This window comes from Pseudomonas sp. NPDC088429 (genome assembly GCF_044753305.1).
In the GTDB taxonomy this organism is placed as follows: domain Bacteria; phylum Pseudomonadota; class Gammaproteobacteria; order Pseudomonadales; family Pseudomonadaceae; genus Aquipseudomonas; species Aquipseudomonas rustica.
Map to the genome: position 1 here is coordinate 32,083 of NZ_JBIVMX010000009.1, position 16,139 is coordinate 48,221.

The following is a 16,139-nucleotide window of genomic DNA, read 5'->3' on the forward strand; positions in this document are numbered from 1 at the left end:
TGAACTCTATCTGGGCTTTTAACCCAAGACTATCAGTGGCTATTAATAGTCGACATGCCTGTCATTGATTCCGCAGTATGGGCGGCATTGGCACAATCCAGCAAAAAATCACTGCCACCGGCTCGGTAAAGCTGAATTTTCCGGTGCAGAGTACCAGCCTTTCCCCGTAAGATTCATGCCGGCCATTGTTCTCATATGGCCGCTCTCGTCAAGCTTGATGACTCTGCCAGGACTCCAGATGAATCGTAATGACCTGCGTCGTGTCGACCTGAACCTGTTGATCGTATTCGAAACATTGATGCACGAACGCAGCGTGACCCGGGCGGCGGAAAAGCTGTTTCTCGGTCAGCCGGCGATCAGTGCGGCGCTCTCGCGCCTGCGTAGCCTGTTCGATGACCCGTTATTTGTACGCACCGGGCGCAGCATGGAGCCGTCTGCCCGCGCGGTGGAAATCTTCGCCCTGCTCTCGCCTGCCCTCGACTCGATTTCCACGGCCGTCAGCCGTGCCGCGGAATTCGATCCGGCGACCAGCACCTCGGTGTTCCGCATCGGTTTATCCGATGACGTCGAGTTCGCCCTGCTGCCGATGCTGCTTAAACGCCTTCGCGCTGAAGCGCCAGGCATCGTGCTGGTGATTCGTCGCGTCAACTACATATTGATGCCGGGCCTGTTGGCTTCCGGCGAAATCTCCATTGGCGTCAGTTACACCACCGACCTGCCGGCCAACGCCAAACGCAAGGTTTTGCGTCGCAGCGCGCCTAAATTGCTGCGCGCCGATACCGTGCCGGGGCCGTTAAGTCTGGATGATTATTGTGCGCGGCCGCATGCGCTGGTGTCGTTTGCCGGCGACCTCAGCGGCTTTATTGATGAAGAGCTGGAAAAGCTTGGCCGCAAACGGCATGTGGTGCTGGCCGTGCCGCAGTTCAACGGGCTCAGCACGTTGCTCGCGGGCACTGACATCGTCGCGACCGTGCCGGATTACACCGCGGAAGCGCTGACGGCGGCTGGCGGGGTTCGAGCGGAAGATCCGCCGTTGCCGACGCGCACGTTTGAGCTGCACATGGCTTGGCGTGGGTCGCAGGATAACGATCCGGGGGAGCGCTGGTTGCGGTCGCGGATTCAGATGTTCTTTGGCGATCCGGACAGCCTCTAGAACCCACCGTCGATGGTGACGTCGTCGCTGACACCTCAGCGACGTTAGCCTCTTTGCGCCAACCCTCCTGCGAAAATTCCTACGCACACTTCTTGCCGCCACACCCGGCCGATATATATGATAAGGATTATCATTTGTACCATCCTTATCCGGCGCCCTCCTACGATGCTTCCATCTCCACAAACCAGTTTCTGCGATGTCGCTGTGCTCTATCGCCAGCAGCACGGTTGGTTACAGAACTGGCTACGGCGTCGGCTCAATTGCTCGCAGAGTGCGGCGGATCTGGCGCAAGACACGTTCATGCGCCTGCTGGCCAAGGAGCAAGTGCCGGAACTACACGCCCCGCGCACGTTTCTGGCGAAGGTGGCGCAGAGTGTTCTGTGCAATCACTACCGCCGACAAAAACTCGAACGCGCCTATCTTGAAGCACTGGCAGCAATGCCCGAACAGGTCGCGCCGAGCCTGGAAACTCAGGCCATTCTGCTGGAAACCCTGATCGCCCTCGACGCTGCGCTCGAAGGTCTTGAGCGCCCGGTGCGCGAGGCGTTTCTGCTGTCGCAAATGGACGGTTTGAGTCACGCTGAAATCGCCGCGCGGCTCGACGTTTCGATCACCACGGTCAAGCGCTACATCATCAAGGCCGGGGCGATGTGCATCATGCACGATGACAGCCTCGACCTGCCATGAACCGCGAAGACACTTTGGCGATTTCCGGCGACGTCGCCGAGCAAGCCATGCACTGGCACCTTGAGTTGCAGGAGCCCGAGGTCAGCGAAGCGACGCTCGCGGCGTGGATGCGCTGGCGTCAGGCGCACCCGGTGCACGAGCACGCCTGGCAACGGGCGGAAGTGTTTGCACGACGCATGCGCGACCTGCGCAGCCCCGACCAGCGCCCCCTCGCCCACGCCGCCCTGCGACCCACGTTGTCACGGCGTTCGGCGCTCAAGCAGTTGAGCGTTTTGTTTGCGGCCGGTGCCGGTGCCTGGGCCATGAAAGACACGGCGTTGGTGCAAGACTGGCGCGCGGATTACTACAGCCAGGTTGGCGAGCAAAAGAGCTTTACGCTGGCCGATAACACGCAAATCCAGCTCAACACCGACAGCGCAATCAACGTGGTTTTTGAACGGGAATCGCGGCGCATCAAGTTGCTGCGCGGCGAGCTGCTGGTCACCCGCGCCGATGGCCGATTGTTGTCGGTGGACACCGCTCAGGGTCGACTGGAATCCGCACTCGCGCGCTTCAGCGTCAGACAGCGCGCCGGTTTCACTCAGGTCAGCGTTTATCAGGGCACGTTGGTGATCAACCCTTCCCGTCTGCCGCATCAGCCCATCGCGTTGAAGGCCGGCGAACAAATCAGTTTCAGCGCCGGGGAGATTTTCAGCAGGCAAACCCTTGCACTTACCGCGCCGGCCTGGAGTCAGGGCATGCTGGTCGCGCAGGGCCAGCGTCTGGCGGACTTCCTCGAAGACCTGAGCCGTTATCGCCAAGGCCATCTAGCCTGCGATCCGCACTTGGCCGACCTGCGGGTTTCCGGCACCTTCCCCCTCGGCAACACCGAGAAAATCATCTTCGCCGTCGCCGACACTTTGCAGCTCGATGTGCAGCAATTCACTCGCTACTGGGTGACGTTGAAACCGCGCACCGCCTGATACTGAAAAATATTCGCATTTGGGTGGTCCGATTTCGATTCTCGCGAGACTTAAACCCCAGACATTCAATTCAATGGGGAAGTAACTCGTGAATCTCACCGCACGCAAACGCCAGGGCTGGCAATTCTCGATCAAACAGAAACTGGCCGGCGCCGTGGTTCAAGGCATCGCTTGCATGACTGTGACCGCACCACTGCTGATCGCGCCGAACTGGGCCGCCGCCGAGCAAACTCAAGAAGATTTCGATATCCCCGCTGGCGCGCTCGCACCGGCGTTGACGCGTTTTGGCCAGACTGCGCACATCCTGTTGTCCTATTCGACATCGCTGACCGAGGGGCGCAGCACATCCGGCCTTAAAGGTCGTTACGACGTCGACCAAGGACTGGCGATTCTGCTGGCCGGCTCCGGGCTTGAAGCCAGTCGCGGCGCCAACGGCAATTATTCGCTGCTGGCCAGCACCGGTGATGCGCTGGAGCTGGGCGCGGTGTCGATTTCCGGCAAGGCGCCGGGTTCGACCACTGAAGGCACCGGGCTCTACACCACGTATTCCTCCAGCAGCTCGACGCGGCTGAACCTGACCCCGCGCGAGACTCCGCAATCGATGACGGTGATGACCCGTCAGCGTCTCGATGACCAGCGCCTGACCAACCTGACCGATGCCCTCGAAGCCACGCCGGGCATCACCGTGGTGCGCGACGGTCTCGGTTCGGAAAGCGATTCCTATTGGTCGCGCGGTTTTGCGATTCAGAACTATGAGGTCGACGGCGTTCCCACCAACACGCGCCTCGACAACTATTCGCAAAGCATGGCGATGTATGACCGCATAGAAGTCGTGCGCGGCGCCACCGGTTTGATCAGTGGCATGGGCAACCCGTCCGCGACGATCAACCTGATCCGCAAGCGACCGACTGCCGAAGCGCAGGCCAGCATCACCGGTGAAGCCGACAACTGGGATCGCTACGGCACCGGTTTCGACGTCTCGGGGCCGCTGACGGAAACCGGCAATGTGCGCGGACGCTTTGTCGCCGATTACAAAACCGAGAAAGCCTGGATCGATCGTTACAACCAGCAGTCGCAGCTGATCTACGGCATCACCGAATTCGATCTGACGGAAGACACCCTGCTGACCATGGGCTTCAGTTATCTGCGCAGCGATATCGACTCGCCGCTGCGCTCCGGCCTGCCGACGCGTTTCAGCACCGGCCAGCGCACCGACCTGCAACGTTCGCTAAATGCTGCGCCAGACTGGTCGTACAACGATCATGAACAGACCAGTTTCTTCACTTCCATCGAGCAGCAACTGGGCAACGGCTGGAGCGGCAAGATCGAACTGACCCACGCCGAAAACAAGTTCGACGAACTGTTCAACTTCGCCATGGGTGAGCTGAATACCGACGGCAGCGGTCTGTCGCAACTGCCGGTGCGCTTCTCGGGCACGCCGCGTCAGGACAACCTCGATGTGTACCTCACCGGCCCATTCAGTCTGTTCGGGCGCGAACACCAACTGATCACCGGCATGACCCTCTCACAGTACAAAGAAAGCACGCCGAGCTGGGGCGGTTGGCGTTACGACTACAACGGCTCGCCGGCGGGCGCTATTGACAACCTGTTCACCTGGGACGGCAACTCGGCCAAACCGGACTTCGCCGTCAGCGGCAAATCGTCGATCGACGAAGACCAATACGCGGCGTACCTGACCTCGCGTTTCAGCGTCAGCGATGACTTGAGCCTGATTCTCGGCAGCCGCGTGATCAACTGGAAACGCGACACCTCGGATCGCCCGTATGGCGGCGAAGAAAGCGAAGTCAATCGCGAAGAAAACGGCGTGTTCATTCCGTACGCCGGTATCGTTTACGACCTCAATGACACCTGGTCGCTGTACGCCAGCTACACCAAGATCTTCAACCCGCAAGCCTCGTGGGTCACCGACGAAGACAACAAACCGCTCGACCCGATGGAAGGCAAAGGCTACGAGATCGGCATCAAGGGCACGCACCTCGATGGCAAGCTCAACTCCAGCCTGGCCGTGTTCAAACTGGAGCAGGACAACCTGGCGATCTGGCAACACGACAACGTCTACAGCTCCGAGCAGGACACCACCTCCAAAGGCATCGAGATGGAGCTGAACGGTGAACTGGCCGAAGGCTGGCAGGCCTCCGCCGGCTACGCGTATTCAGTGACCACTAATGCCGACGACGAGCGCATCAACACCAACCTGCCGCGCAACAGCTTCAAGACCTTCACCAGCTATCGCCTGCACGGCCCGCTGGACAAAGTCACGATTGGCGGCGGCGTGAACTGGCAGAGCAAAGTCGGCGCCGACCTGCATACGTTCAGCCAGGGCAGCTACGCGGTGACCAACCTGATGGCCAAGTACGACATCAGCCACAACCTCAGCGCTTCGGTGAATCTGAACAACGTGTTTGATCGCGAGTACTACAGCCAGTCTGGTCTGTACGGGGTTTACGGCGCACCGCGCAATATCATGACGAGCTTCAAGTACAACTTCTGATCCGCTCTGAAGTGGCGCGCCCTCTTTATGGGTGCGCCATGCGCCGGCAGCGCCTCGCATGAAACTTTCATTAAGGATATTGATAGCACCCTAACGAAAGGTGCATGCTAGAGGGCTCGCTACGGTCTTATATCATTCCGAATGATAGTTACCTTTGCTTCATTCGATTCGTGCCATCACAGCCTGCCGAGCATCATCCGCCCATCTTCAATACATTGGCGGATGCATCCATGGAACAGTCACTCAAACATTTGCGCTTCCCGTTGGCCATGCTGGCCATCCTGGTGATGAGCGCCTGCGGCAAGACTCCGGAGACTGCCGCCACCCAGCCTGCTGCCAAAGTCAGCGTGGCCAAGGTGATCGAACAACCGGTCAACGAATGGGACGAATTCACCGGCCGCCTCGAAGCACCGGAAACCGTTGAAATCCGTCCACGGGTCTCCGGCCAGATCGACGAAGTCGCTTTCACTGAAGGCGCCCTGGTCAAGAAAGGCGACCTGCTGTTCCAGATCGATCCGCGTCCGTTTCAGGCCGAGGTTCGCCGCCTCGAAGCCCTTGTCGCCCAATCCCGCGCCAACGCCACCCGCAGTGAAAACGAAGCCGGCCGTGGTGAACGTCTGCGTGCCAGCAACGCGATCTCTGCCGAACTGGCTGACTCGCGCACCAGCGCTGCCCAAGAAGCCCGCGCCGCCGTCGGTGCCCTGCAAGCGCAACTGGATCTGGCCAAACTCAACCTCAGCTTCACCCGCGTGACCGCGCCGATCACTGGCCGCGTCAGCCGTGCCGAGATCACCGCCGGTAACCTGGTGACCGCCGACACCACGCCGCTGACCAGCGTGGTTTCCACTGATCGCGTTTACGCCTACTTCGATGCTGACGAGCGTGTGTTCCTCAAATACACCCAACTCGCCCGCAACGGTCAGCGTGGCGCGACCACCCCGGTGTACATGGGCCTGTCCAATGAAGACGGCAACCCGCACCTCGGTCAGATGAACTTCGTCGACAACCAGGTCAACCCGAAAACCGGCACCATCCGTGGTCGCGCAGTGTTCGACAACAGCGACGGCACCTACACCCCGGGCCTTTACGCACGACTGAAACTGGTCGGCAGCGGCACCTACAACGCCATGTTGATCAACGACGAAGCGGTCGGCACCGACCTCGGCAAGAAGTTCGTGCTGGTGATGGATGCGGACAACAACACCGTGTACCGCGCCGTCGAACTCGGTCCGAAAATCGAAGGCCTGCGCATCGTCCGCACCGGCCTGAACAAGGACGACACGATCATCGTCAAGGGTCTGCAACGGGTTCGCCCTGGCTCGCCGGTCACCCCGGAAGTGGTGCCGATGGCCAGCGAACAGACCATCGCGGCACTCGCTCAACAACGTCAAGCGCTGGAAGCCAGCAACCTGCCCAAAGTCGCCCCTGCCAAGGGTGCGTCCGGTGCGGTTGTGAAGCTGGCCGCCACGACCCCACGCGGTTAAGGGACGACAACTCCGATGAATTTTTCCCAATTCTTCATTTCACGGCCGATCTTCGCAGCGGTGCTGTCGCTGCTGATCCTGATCGCCGGTGCGATCTCGCTGTTCCAGCTGCCGATCAGCGAATACCCGGAAGTCGTGCCACCGACCGTGGTGGTGCGTGCGAACTTCCCGGGCGCCAACCCCAAAGTCATCGGTGAAACCGTGGCCGCTCCGCTGGAGCAAGCCATCACCGGCGTCGAGAACATGCTGTACATGTCCTCGCAGTCGACCGCCGACGGCAAGATCACCCTGACCATCACCTTCGCCCTGGGCACTGACCTCGACAACGCGCAGGTGCAGGTGCAAAACCGGGTGACCCGTACCGAGCCGAAACTTCCCGAGGAAGTGACACGCATCGGTATCACCGTCGACAAGGCCTCGCCCGACCTGACCATGGTTGTGCACTTGACCTCGCCGGACAAACGCTACGACATGCTTTATCTGTCGAACTACGCGATCCTCAATATCAAGGATGTGCTGGCGCGTCTGAACGGTGTCGGTGACGTACAACTGTTCGGTATGGGCGACTACTCGTTGCGGGTCTGGCTCGATCCGAACAAAACCGCTTCACGCAATCTGACCGCGACCGATGTGGTTACCGCGATTCGTGAACAGAACCGTCAAGTGGCTGCCGGTCAATTGGGCGCGCCCCCTGCCCCGAATGCCCAGAGCTTCCAGCTGTCGGTCAACACTCAGGGCCGTCTGGTCACTGAGGAAGAGTTCGAGAACATCATCATTCGCGCTGGCGACAATGGTGAAATCACGCGCCTCAAAGACATCGCTCGCGTCGAACTGGGTTCCAGCCAATACGCCCTGCGTTCCCTGCTGAACAACCAGCCGGCTGTGGCGATCCCGATCTTCCAGCGCCCTGGTTCCAACGCCATCGACATCTCGAACGAAGTTCGCGGCAAGATGGACGAGCTGAAGAAAAGCTTCCCGCAAGGCATGGATTACAGCATCGTTTATGACCCGACGATCTTCGTGCGCGGCTCGATCGAAGCGGTGGTTCACACCCTCTTCGAAGCACTGATCCTCGTGGTTCTGGTGGTGATTCTGTTCCTGCAAACCTGGCGCGCCTCGATCATTCCGTTGGTGGCGGTGCCGGTATCGTTGATCGGTACGTTTGCGGTGATGCACCTGTTTGGCTTCTCGCTGAATGCGCTGTCGCTGTTCGGTCTGGTACTGGCCATCGGTATCGTGGTCGACGACGCCATCGTGGTGGTGGAGAACGTCGAGCGGAACATCGGACTCGGCCTGACGCCGGTCGAAGCGACCAAACGGGCGATGCGTGAAGTGACCGGCCCGATCATTGCCACGGCGCTGGTGCTGTGTGCGGTATTCATTCCGGCGGCGTTTATCTCCGGCCTTACCGGGCAGTTCTACAAACAGTTCGCACTGACCATTGCCATCTCGACCGTGATCTCGGCGTTCAACTCGCTGACCCTGTCGCCAGCGCTGGCCGCGGTGTTGCTGAAAAGCCACGACGCACCGAAAGACCGCTTCTCGAAAGTGCTCGACAAGATCTTCGGTGGCTGGCTGTTCCGTCCGTTCAACCGCTTCTTTGACCGGGCCAGCCATGGCTACGTCGGCACGGTGGGCCGGGTTATCCGCAGCAGCGGCATCGCCCTTCTGCTGTACGCAGGCCTGATGGTGTTGACCTTCTTCGGTTTCTCCAGCACCCCGACCGGTTTCGTACCCGGCCAGGACAAGCAATACCTCGTCGCTTTCGCGCAACTGCCGGACGCTTCGAGCCTGGATCGCACCGAAGACGTGATCAAACGCATGTCCGACCTCGCGCTGAAACAGCCAGGCGTGGAAAGCGCTGTAGCGTTCCCGGGCCTGTCGATCAACGGTTTCACCAACAGTCCGAACGCCGGCATCGTCTTCGTGACCCTGAAGCCGTTCGACGAACGTAAAGACGCGAGCATGTCCGCCGGTGCGATCGCCGGTGCCTTGAACGGCCAGTTCGCCAACATTCAAGAGGCGTACATGGCGATCTTCCCGCCACCGCCGGTACAAGGTCTGGGCACCATTGGTGGTTTCCGTCTGCAAATCGAAGACCGGGGCAACCTGGGCTACGACGAGCTGTACAAAGAAACCATGAACATCATCAACAAGAGCCACAACGTGCCGGAACTGGCAGGCCTGTTCACCAGCTACACCGTGAACGTGCCGCAGGTCGATGCCGCCATCGACCGTGAAAAAGCCAAGACCCACGGCGTGGCCGTCAGCGACATCTTCGACACCCTGCAGATTTACCTGGGTTCGCTGTATGCCAACGACTTCAACCGCTTCGGGCGCACCTATCAGGTCAACGTTCAGGCCGAACAGCAGTTCCGCCTCGAATCCGATCAGATCGGTCAGCTGAAAGTGCGTAACAACAAAGGCGAAATGATCCCGCTGGCGACTTTCATCAAGGTCAGCGACACCTCGGGTCCGGATCGCGTGATGCACTACAACGGCTTCATCACCGCTGAAATCAACGGTGCCGCAGCCCCAGGCTACAGCTCCGGCCAGGCCGAAAAAGCCATCGAGAAACTGCTCAAGGAAGAACTTCCGAACGGCATGACCTACGAGTGGACCGACCTGACCTACCAGCAGATTCTGTCTGGCAACACCGCGCTGTTCGTGTTCCCGCTCTGCGTATTGCTGGCGTTCCTCGTACTCGCCGCTCAATACGAAAGCTGGAGCCTGCCGCTGGCGGTGATCCTGATCGTACCGATGACCCTGCTGTCGGCCATCACCGGCGTGATCATCTCGGGCGGTGACAACAACATCTTCACCCAGATCGGTTTGATCGTACTGGTCGGACTGGCGTGTAAGAACGCGATTCTGATCGTCGAGTTCGCCAAGGATAAACAGGAAGAAGGCCTCAACCCGCTCGCCGCAGTACTGGAAGCTTGCCGTCTGCGTCTGCGGCCGATCCTGATGACCTCCTTCGCGTTCATCATGGGTGTAGTGCCACTGGTGTTCTCCAGCGGTGCCGGTGCCGAGATGCGTCATGCCATGGGCGTGGCGGTGTTCTCCGGGATGCTTGGGGTGACCTTCTTCGGTCTGTTGCTGACGCCAGTGTTCTACGTACTGATCCGTAACTTTGTCGAACGCGGTGAAGCCCGCAAAGCGGCCAAGGCCCTCAAACTGGAGGCGCAACAATGAGTCTGAAAGTCTTCCTGCCGAGCCTGCTGGTGCTGGCCCTCAGCGCCTGCGCCGTCGGCCCCGACTACAAGACCCCAGCCACGGAGGCGGCCAACATCACGGCCGTCACCGACGGCGCCGCCGGGCAAAAGAACTTTGACCGTTCGAAATTCGAAGGCATCTGGTGGCAGCAATTCGACGATCCGACCCTCAACCAGTTGGTGACCCAATCGCTGCAAGGCAACCGTGAACTGCGCGTGGCGTTCGCCCGCTGGAAAGCCGCTCGGGCAATCCGCGACGACGCCAGCAACGATGCAATGCCGACCATCACCAGCCGCGTCAGCAGTGATCTGGCCAAGGGGCAAATCCCCGGCCAGACCAACGATCGGGTCAACAGCGAACGCTATGACCTCGGTCTGGACATGGCCTGGGAGCTCGATCTGTTCGGGCGCATCCAGCGCAATCTGGAAGCCAGCGACGCCGATCAAGAGGCCGCCAAAGCCGATCTGTACCAACTGCAAGTCACCATGATTGCCGAACTGGTCGACGCTTACGGTCAACTGCGCGGCGCTCAGTTGCGGGAAAAGATCGCCGTGGCCAACCTGAACAACCAGCAGGAGTCGCGCAAGATCACCATCAGCCTGCGTGATGCCGGCGTTGGTGATCAGCTCGACGTCGAACGTGCCGATGCGCGTCTGGCTTCGGTAGAAGCCAGCGTGCCGCAATTGCAGGCCGAACAGGTTCGGCAGAAAAACCGCATCGCCACCCTGCTGGGTGAGCGTCCGGACAAGCTGACCGTCGACCTCAGCCCAAAAGACTTGCCGGCGATTGCCAAGGCCCTGCCGATTGGCGATCCGGGTGAACTGCTGCAACGTCGCCCGGACATTCTCAGCGCAGAACGCAACCTGGCTTCGGCCACAGCGCGCATCGGCGTGGCGAAAGCCGATCTGTTCCCACGGGTCAGCCTCAGCGGTTTCCTTGGCTGGACGGCCGGGCGTGGTTCGCAAATCGGTTCCTCGGCGGCCAACGCCTGGGCACTCGGCCCGAGCATCACCTGGGCTGCGTTCGACCTTGGCAGCGTGCGAGCGCGTTTGCGCGGCGCCGATGCCGAAGCCGAAGGCGCACTGGCGACTTACGAGCAGCAAGTGCTGCTGGCCCTGGAAGAATCGGAAAATGCCTTCAGCGATTACGGCAAACGTCAGCAACGGCTGATCTCGCTGATTCGTCAGAGTGAGTCGAGCCGCAAGGCTGCTGACCTCGCCGAGATCCGCTATCGCGAAGGCACTACCGACTTCCTCGTGCTGCTCGACGCGCAACGTGAACGACTGAACGCTGAAGACACCCAGGCGCAGGCCGAAGTCGATCTGTATCGCGGCATTGTCGCGATCTACAAAGCCCTCGGCGGTGGCTGGCAACCGGAGACTGTTGCCAGCAAGTAATCGATTGTTAAAGAGCTCCTTTGGTTGGCCGCAACCAACCAAATTTTTTGCCCCGCGTATCATTCGGTCGCGGGGCTTTTTTGTGCCTGCCGAATGACCCGACTTCATGTAGGAGCTGCCGAAGGCTGCGATCTTTTGAGGTTGCTTTTGGATGGGCAAGATCAAAAGATCGCAGCCTTCGGCAGCTCCTACAGGGGTTAGTGTGATTCCAGGATGGTTACGGTGGCGGTGGTGCCTGCTCGCAAGCGGTTCTTGCCAGCGTAATCCGCGTCAATCTCGATCCGCACCGGCACCCGTTGCGCCAGTTTCACCCAGGTGTAACTCGGATTGATGTTGGCCAGTAGTCGACTGCCCGGGGCGTTTTCGCGGTCGGCAATGGCGTAGGCGATGCTCTGCACCGTGCCGCCGAAGGTTTCGCCACTCATCAGCTGCACTTTGACCCGATCGCCCTCTTCGATCCTCGGCAGTTTGGTTTCTTCGAAATAACCGCTGATGTAGAAAGAATCACTGTCGACCAGCGCCAACAGCGCGCCACCGGCCACGGCGTAATCACCCTGGCGGGTCAGTAGATTGGTGACGAAACCGCTGACCGGGGATTCAACGCGGGTGCGCTGCAAATCCAGTTCCGCTTGGCTCAGTGCAGCAATCGCCAATTGCACATTGGCCTCGGCCAGCCCGAGATTGGCCTGATTGCGCAACAGGTCGGCCTGGGCCACCGCGACGTCGGTGCTGGACTTCTCCCACTCCTCACCGGAAATGGCAAAACCCTGTTTCAACGTGCGCCGCCGACGTTCTTCGCTTTGACGCTGTTTGAGCAGCGCCTCACTGGCAACAATCGAGGCTTTCGATTGGCCCAGCGTGGCTTTGGACACCTCGACCTCACGTCGCGCATGTTCCACCGCCAGTTTGTAGCGTGCCGGGTCAATCTCCATCAGTAATTGGCCTTTTTCAACGTGCTGGTTGTCCTGCACCGCCAGACTGACGATGCGCCCGGACACATCGGCCGACAATGTCACCACATCCGCCCTCACCCGGGCATCCCGTGTCCACGGCGCGCGGGTGTAATACTCCCAAGCGAACCAGCCGAGAACGATCGCCAATATCACCACCGCCACGGTCATCAGTCTTGCCAACAACATTTTCAAGGGTTCAGGCTCCCATCAACAAAATCAACGTGGCACAGACGCAGGCGTACAACGCGCCTTCGAACAGGGCCTCGTGCCAAACCAGGCGCAACACGCCCAGACGACGCAGCACCCAATCCAGCAGCAGGAATATCGGAATGGCCAGTAACAGCGCCTGGGCAATGGGCGGCAGGTAGACGCCGCCAACTTCGAAATCAATGGGCAAGGATCGGTTCTCCTTCAACGGTTCCTGCTTGCAGATATTCGCCATGACGTTGCAGGAATGACACAACGATCAGCAACGCCACACGCATACGGAACACCGAGCCTAGATGTTCGTGACTGGCGACGTGCAATTCGTCCAGCTCATCGCCCAATGCGCGAAGTCGTTCCAGCAATGGCGCCAGTTGCACATCATCACGCGCGGCGACAAACCGCCCGGTGTGGCGCAACGCTGAAGACAAATGCTGGCTGAACGCAGGCGTCACCAGCGTGTTGTTCTGTGCTTGCAGCCGTAGCTGCTGCATCGCCACCCCCAACGCCAGACACGCCAGCGTCACTTCGTAGAGTTGCGGCATCGCTCGGTCATTCACCGCCGGCAACAGACCCTGCATGCTGGTCAGGCGATCGACCATGCGGCTTTCGAAAGCGAATTGCTGTTCATCGGTGGCCGGCAGCTTGGTCAGTTGATAGACCTGCTCGCGTGCTTCGTTATAGAGGCGACGCAGGCGCCACGCCGGACGGAACGGGAAAATCCACGCGTAGACAATCAGCGCCAGCATCGCCGCGCTGACGTAAGCGCCGGCGAACTCAAACCATTGAATTGCGCTGTTCTGCCCGGTACCAGCGTTCTGCGGGCCAAGCATCAGAAAACTCGACAAACCCAACCCCATCGCGATGCCCGCCGTGGCCGGACTGGATAACCCCACCGCGATCACATAGAGCAATGGCGCGAGCACCAACGCCAGCATTTCGAAGTTGCTGATCGCTGGCACGATCATGAATTGATAGAGCGCCGACACCAGCAACGCCACGCCCAAGCCACGCGCATAACTCTGCGCAGCCATCAGCGGTCGCGGGAACGTCGCCATCAGTGAACACAGGATGCCGACCAGAATCATCCCGCCGCGAGCGCCGTCCCACGCCGTTTCGATCCAGATCAGCCCGGAGACCAGCAAAGCGGTAAACGCTCGAATTGCGTTCATCGAGGCCAGGGTGAAATCCAGATGCAGCGGGCTCTGCTGACCGCGAAACATGCAACTGGCCTCACGCCCTTCCTGGATCGCATCGCTGAGTTCAAGAATTTGCTCCAGTTGTTGCATCAACCGCGCTTGCTCCCAGCGCAGCGCCCACGCCAGTGAACGCAGAGTGGCGCTCATGTCCTCGGTCAATTGCTCGGCCTTGTAGGCCATTGCATCGAACTGTTGCTGCAGCGTGACGAAGTGGTGCCGGGCCTCCTCAGGCATGGCACGGCCCTGCTGCGCCAATTGATCGAGAAACGCCAGTTCATCGGCGCGTAATCGCTGGATATCCAGCGGTAGATCACCTTCCCAACGCTCGGTGAGCAATTGCCGCTGGTGACGCAGTGCGGTCAGCCGCGACGTTAGCAACATCAGTTGATTGCCCAGTAACAGCACCAGATTGTTAGCGCTGCGCAGGCGCGGTGCATCGAAGTACAAATGCCGGCGCAGGCCTTCCAGCGCACTGATTTCAGCGAGCACCTGCATTTGCCGACGCTGAAAATCGGCTTCGCTTTCTTCCGTGCGAATCACGGCTGCGGCATGGCCTGCGACCAGTTTGATCACTTGATCAACCTTGGCGAAATAACCCTTGGCCACCGCTTCTGGCCTCGCCGTCAGCAGGCTGACCACACAGACGCAGGCTACCGCCAATAACGTTTCAGTGACGCGGGTGACGGCCAGCAGAAACGTCCCGTCCGGTTCGGGAATCGCCAACAACGCCACCACCACCGCTGTATACCCGCTGAGCACGAATGCCTGCGAACTGGTGTAGCGCAACAAAGTGCCGCCCGCCGTACACAGTGCCAACCACAACGCGAGCGTTGTAATGAATGGCAGCGGTGCCTGAGGGAAAATCGCCATGATCAGCACTGCCACCGTTGCACCCAGCGTGGTGCCGATCACCTGGCCAAAACTGCGTGCCAGTGCCATCCCCGCCAGCGGCTAGCTGACAATCACCACCGCCATGATTGACCACTTCGGCTGGTCAAGATCGAACAAAAACGCCAGATACAACGTCAGCAACCCGGCGGCGATGGTGCGCAGTCCAAACAGCAGCACAGCCTGACCGGGGTGGATCACCGCTTTGAAATAATTGAACAGGGCTTGCATGGGCACACTCATTAAAAGCAACTCCTGCAAGCGTAGACACTGCATCGCAAGCCGGACGAGTAATGCATTCGACGCGTGTTGTAGGACGTTTCACAAGGACAAGGTTTGACTCCCGCGCCGAGCTGACCGAAGCTTGCCGCTCTGCTCAAGTCAGCACGTTTCCGGATACCTGCATGCCCCAGTCCCGCCGCTATCTGCTCATCAGCCTTGGCCTCGCATTGATTGTGATCGTCGCCTGGTTGTCACTGCGCAGCACCACTCCGGTTGTCCCCGAAGCCATCAAGCATGGCTACAGCGAAGCTTTGTCGGCGGCGCGTGCCGGTCAGCCGGGGGCGGCGCGGCAGTTGTATCAGCAATTGGGGCGTCCTGATCTGTCGGTGAAACGCCGCGTGTGGCTGCATGCGGAATTGCCCAATTATCCAAGCCCGCAGGCATTGAAACTGGCCGATGCTGATTTGCAGAGCGAAGCGGCCGATGTTCGCCTGGCGGCGATCAAAAGTGTCGTGGGCCTGGTACCCGGCGGCCAGCGCAGCCTATTGCTCGGGCCGCTGCTGGAGGACGAGGATCAAACCGTTCGCTTTGCCGCGATCAATGCCCTGCTCGGTTTGACCCCGGATGAGCTGGGGTTGTACTTCGCGCCGCTGGAGCAAGCGATCGACGGCTGGGAGCAAGTCCTCAAGGAGCAACCGCCGAGCGCTGCGACCTACGCGCAACTGGCGCGCCTGCACTTGCACAATGCCGAACTCAAGCAAGCGCAGGACGCGCTGGAAAACACTTTGCGCCTGGAGCCGGGTAACTTGCCGGCGCTGGTCATGCAGATTGATGTGCTCGACCGTCAGGGCCAGAGCGACGCTGCCCGACAATTGCTTGCGCAGCAGCTCAAAGCCCAGCCCGATTCGGCGTATCTGCAACATGCTCTCGGCCTATGGCTGCTGCACCATGATCAGCTCGAATTTGCTTTGCTCGGCTTATCCAAAGCCGTCGAACTTGAACCCGACAACAAGGATTATCGCTACGACCTCGCGACCACCCTGCACAGCGCCGAAGAACTGGAAGCCGCGCAGAATCAGTTGCAGGAAATCGTTCAGCGCCATCCTGCCGACCGCAAGGCGCGGGTGTTGCTGATCAATTACTGGAAAGAAAGCGGTCAATTACAGAACGTGCAGGTTTTGCTGGCTCAGCTGGAACAACTCAATCCGGATGATCCTGCTTTGCAACAGGGCCTCTAAACCTCAAGCACCCTGACCGAATTC

The 16,139-nt window shown here is 59.9% G+C and carries 10 protein-coding genes and 1 pseudogene; 8 read left to right on the forward strand and 3 right to left on the reverse strand.

The features are described from left to right. The first annotated feature begins 238 nt into the window (after nt 1-238). The 7 genes from ACIP66_RS07785 (at nt 239) to ACIP66_RS07815 (ending at nt 11,411) form a co-directional block, all read left to right on the forward strand. A complete protein-coding gene (locus ACIP66_RS07785; protein ID WP_053119932.1) occupies nt 239-1,153 on the forward strand; it encodes a LysR family transcriptional regulator in 915 nt (304 codons plus the stop codon). 165 nt (nt 1,154-1,318) lie between these two features. Then, on the forward strand, nt 1,319-1,840 hold the full coding sequence (locus tag ACIP66_RS07790; protein ID WP_400646830.1) for a sigma-70 family RNA polymerase sigma factor: 522 nt from the start codon (nt 1,319-1,321) through the stop codon (nt 1,838-1,840). Further along, the gene (locus ACIP66_RS07795; RefSeq protein ID WP_400646833.1) at nt 1,837-2,802 is read left to right on the forward strand and encodes a FecR domain-containing protein; all 966 of its coding nucleotides are present in this window, start codon (nt 1,837-1,839) and stop codon (nt 2,800-2,802) included. The genes ACIP66_RS07790 and ACIP66_RS07795 overlap by 4 nt, the downstream gene beginning before the upstream one ends. Before the next feature lie 175 nt (nt 2,803-2,977). After that, nucleotides 2,978-5,314: a TonB-dependent siderophore receptor gene (locus ACIP66_RS07800; protein WP_400646977.1), complete on the forward strand. Its 2,337-nt coding sequence runs from the start codon at nt 2,978-2,980 to the stop codon at nt 5,312-5,314. Nucleotides 5,315-5,544: 230 nt separating this feature from the next. Next, entirely contained in the window at nt 5,545-6,798 is a 1,254-nt protein-coding gene (gene mexE, locus ACIP66_RS07805) for a multidrug efflux RND transporter periplasmic adaptor subunit MexE (RefSeq protein WP_053119928.1), read from the forward strand. A 15-nt stretch (nt 6,799-6,813) separates the two neighbouring features. Continuing rightward, nucleotides 6,814-9,993 carry an efflux RND transporter permease subunit gene (locus tag ACIP66_RS07810; RefSeq protein ID WP_400646836.1) on the forward strand — a complete coding sequence of 1,060 codons (3,180 nt, stop codon included), beginning with the start codon at nt 6,814-6,816 and terminating at the stop codon, nt 9,991-9,993. Then, the gene (locus ACIP66_RS07815; protein ID WP_212549452.1) at nt 9,990-11,411 is read left to right on the forward strand and encodes an efflux transporter outer membrane subunit; all 1,422 of its coding nucleotides are present in this window, start codon (nt 9,990-9,992) and stop codon (nt 11,409-11,411) included. Before ACIP66_RS07810 ends, ACIP66_RS07815 begins: the two co-directional genes overlap by 4 nt. A gap of 197 nt (nt 11,412-11,608) precedes the next feature. On the opposite strand, the gene ACIP66_RS07820 is transcribed toward ACIP66_RS07815, so the two are convergent. From ACIP66_RS07820 to ACIP66_RS07830, 3 genes and pseudogenes are all read right to left on the reverse strand, one after another. After that, nucleotides 11,609-12,556 carry a biotin/lipoyl-binding protein gene (locus ACIP66_RS07820; RefSeq protein ID WP_400646840.1) on the reverse strand — a complete coding sequence of 316 codons (948 nt, stop codon included), beginning with the start codon at nt 12,554-12,556 and terminating at the stop codon, nt 11,609-11,611. Between the two features lie 4 nt (nt 12,557-12,560). Next, the gene (locus ACIP66_RS07825) at nt 12,561-12,761 is read right to left on the reverse strand and encodes a DUF1656 domain-containing protein (protein ID WP_053119922.1); all 201 of its coding nucleotides are present in this window, start codon (nt 12,759-12,761) and stop codon (nt 12,561-12,563) included. Beyond that, nucleotides 12,751-14,886, reverse strand: a pseudogene (locus ACIP66_RS07830) (FUSC family protein). Before ACIP66_RS07830 ends, ACIP66_RS07825 begins: the two are co-directional and overlap by 11 nt. Before the next feature lie 173 nt (nt 14,887-15,059). On the opposite strand from ACIP66_RS07830, the gene ACIP66_RS07835 reads away from it, so the two are divergent. Next, nucleotides 15,060-16,115, forward strand: coding sequence for a tetratricopeptide repeat protein (locus ACIP66_RS07835; protein WP_212549450.1), 1,056 nt, complete (start codon nt 15,060-15,062; stop codon nt 16,113-16,115). The last annotated feature ends 24 nt before the right edge of the window (nt 16,116-16,139 follow it).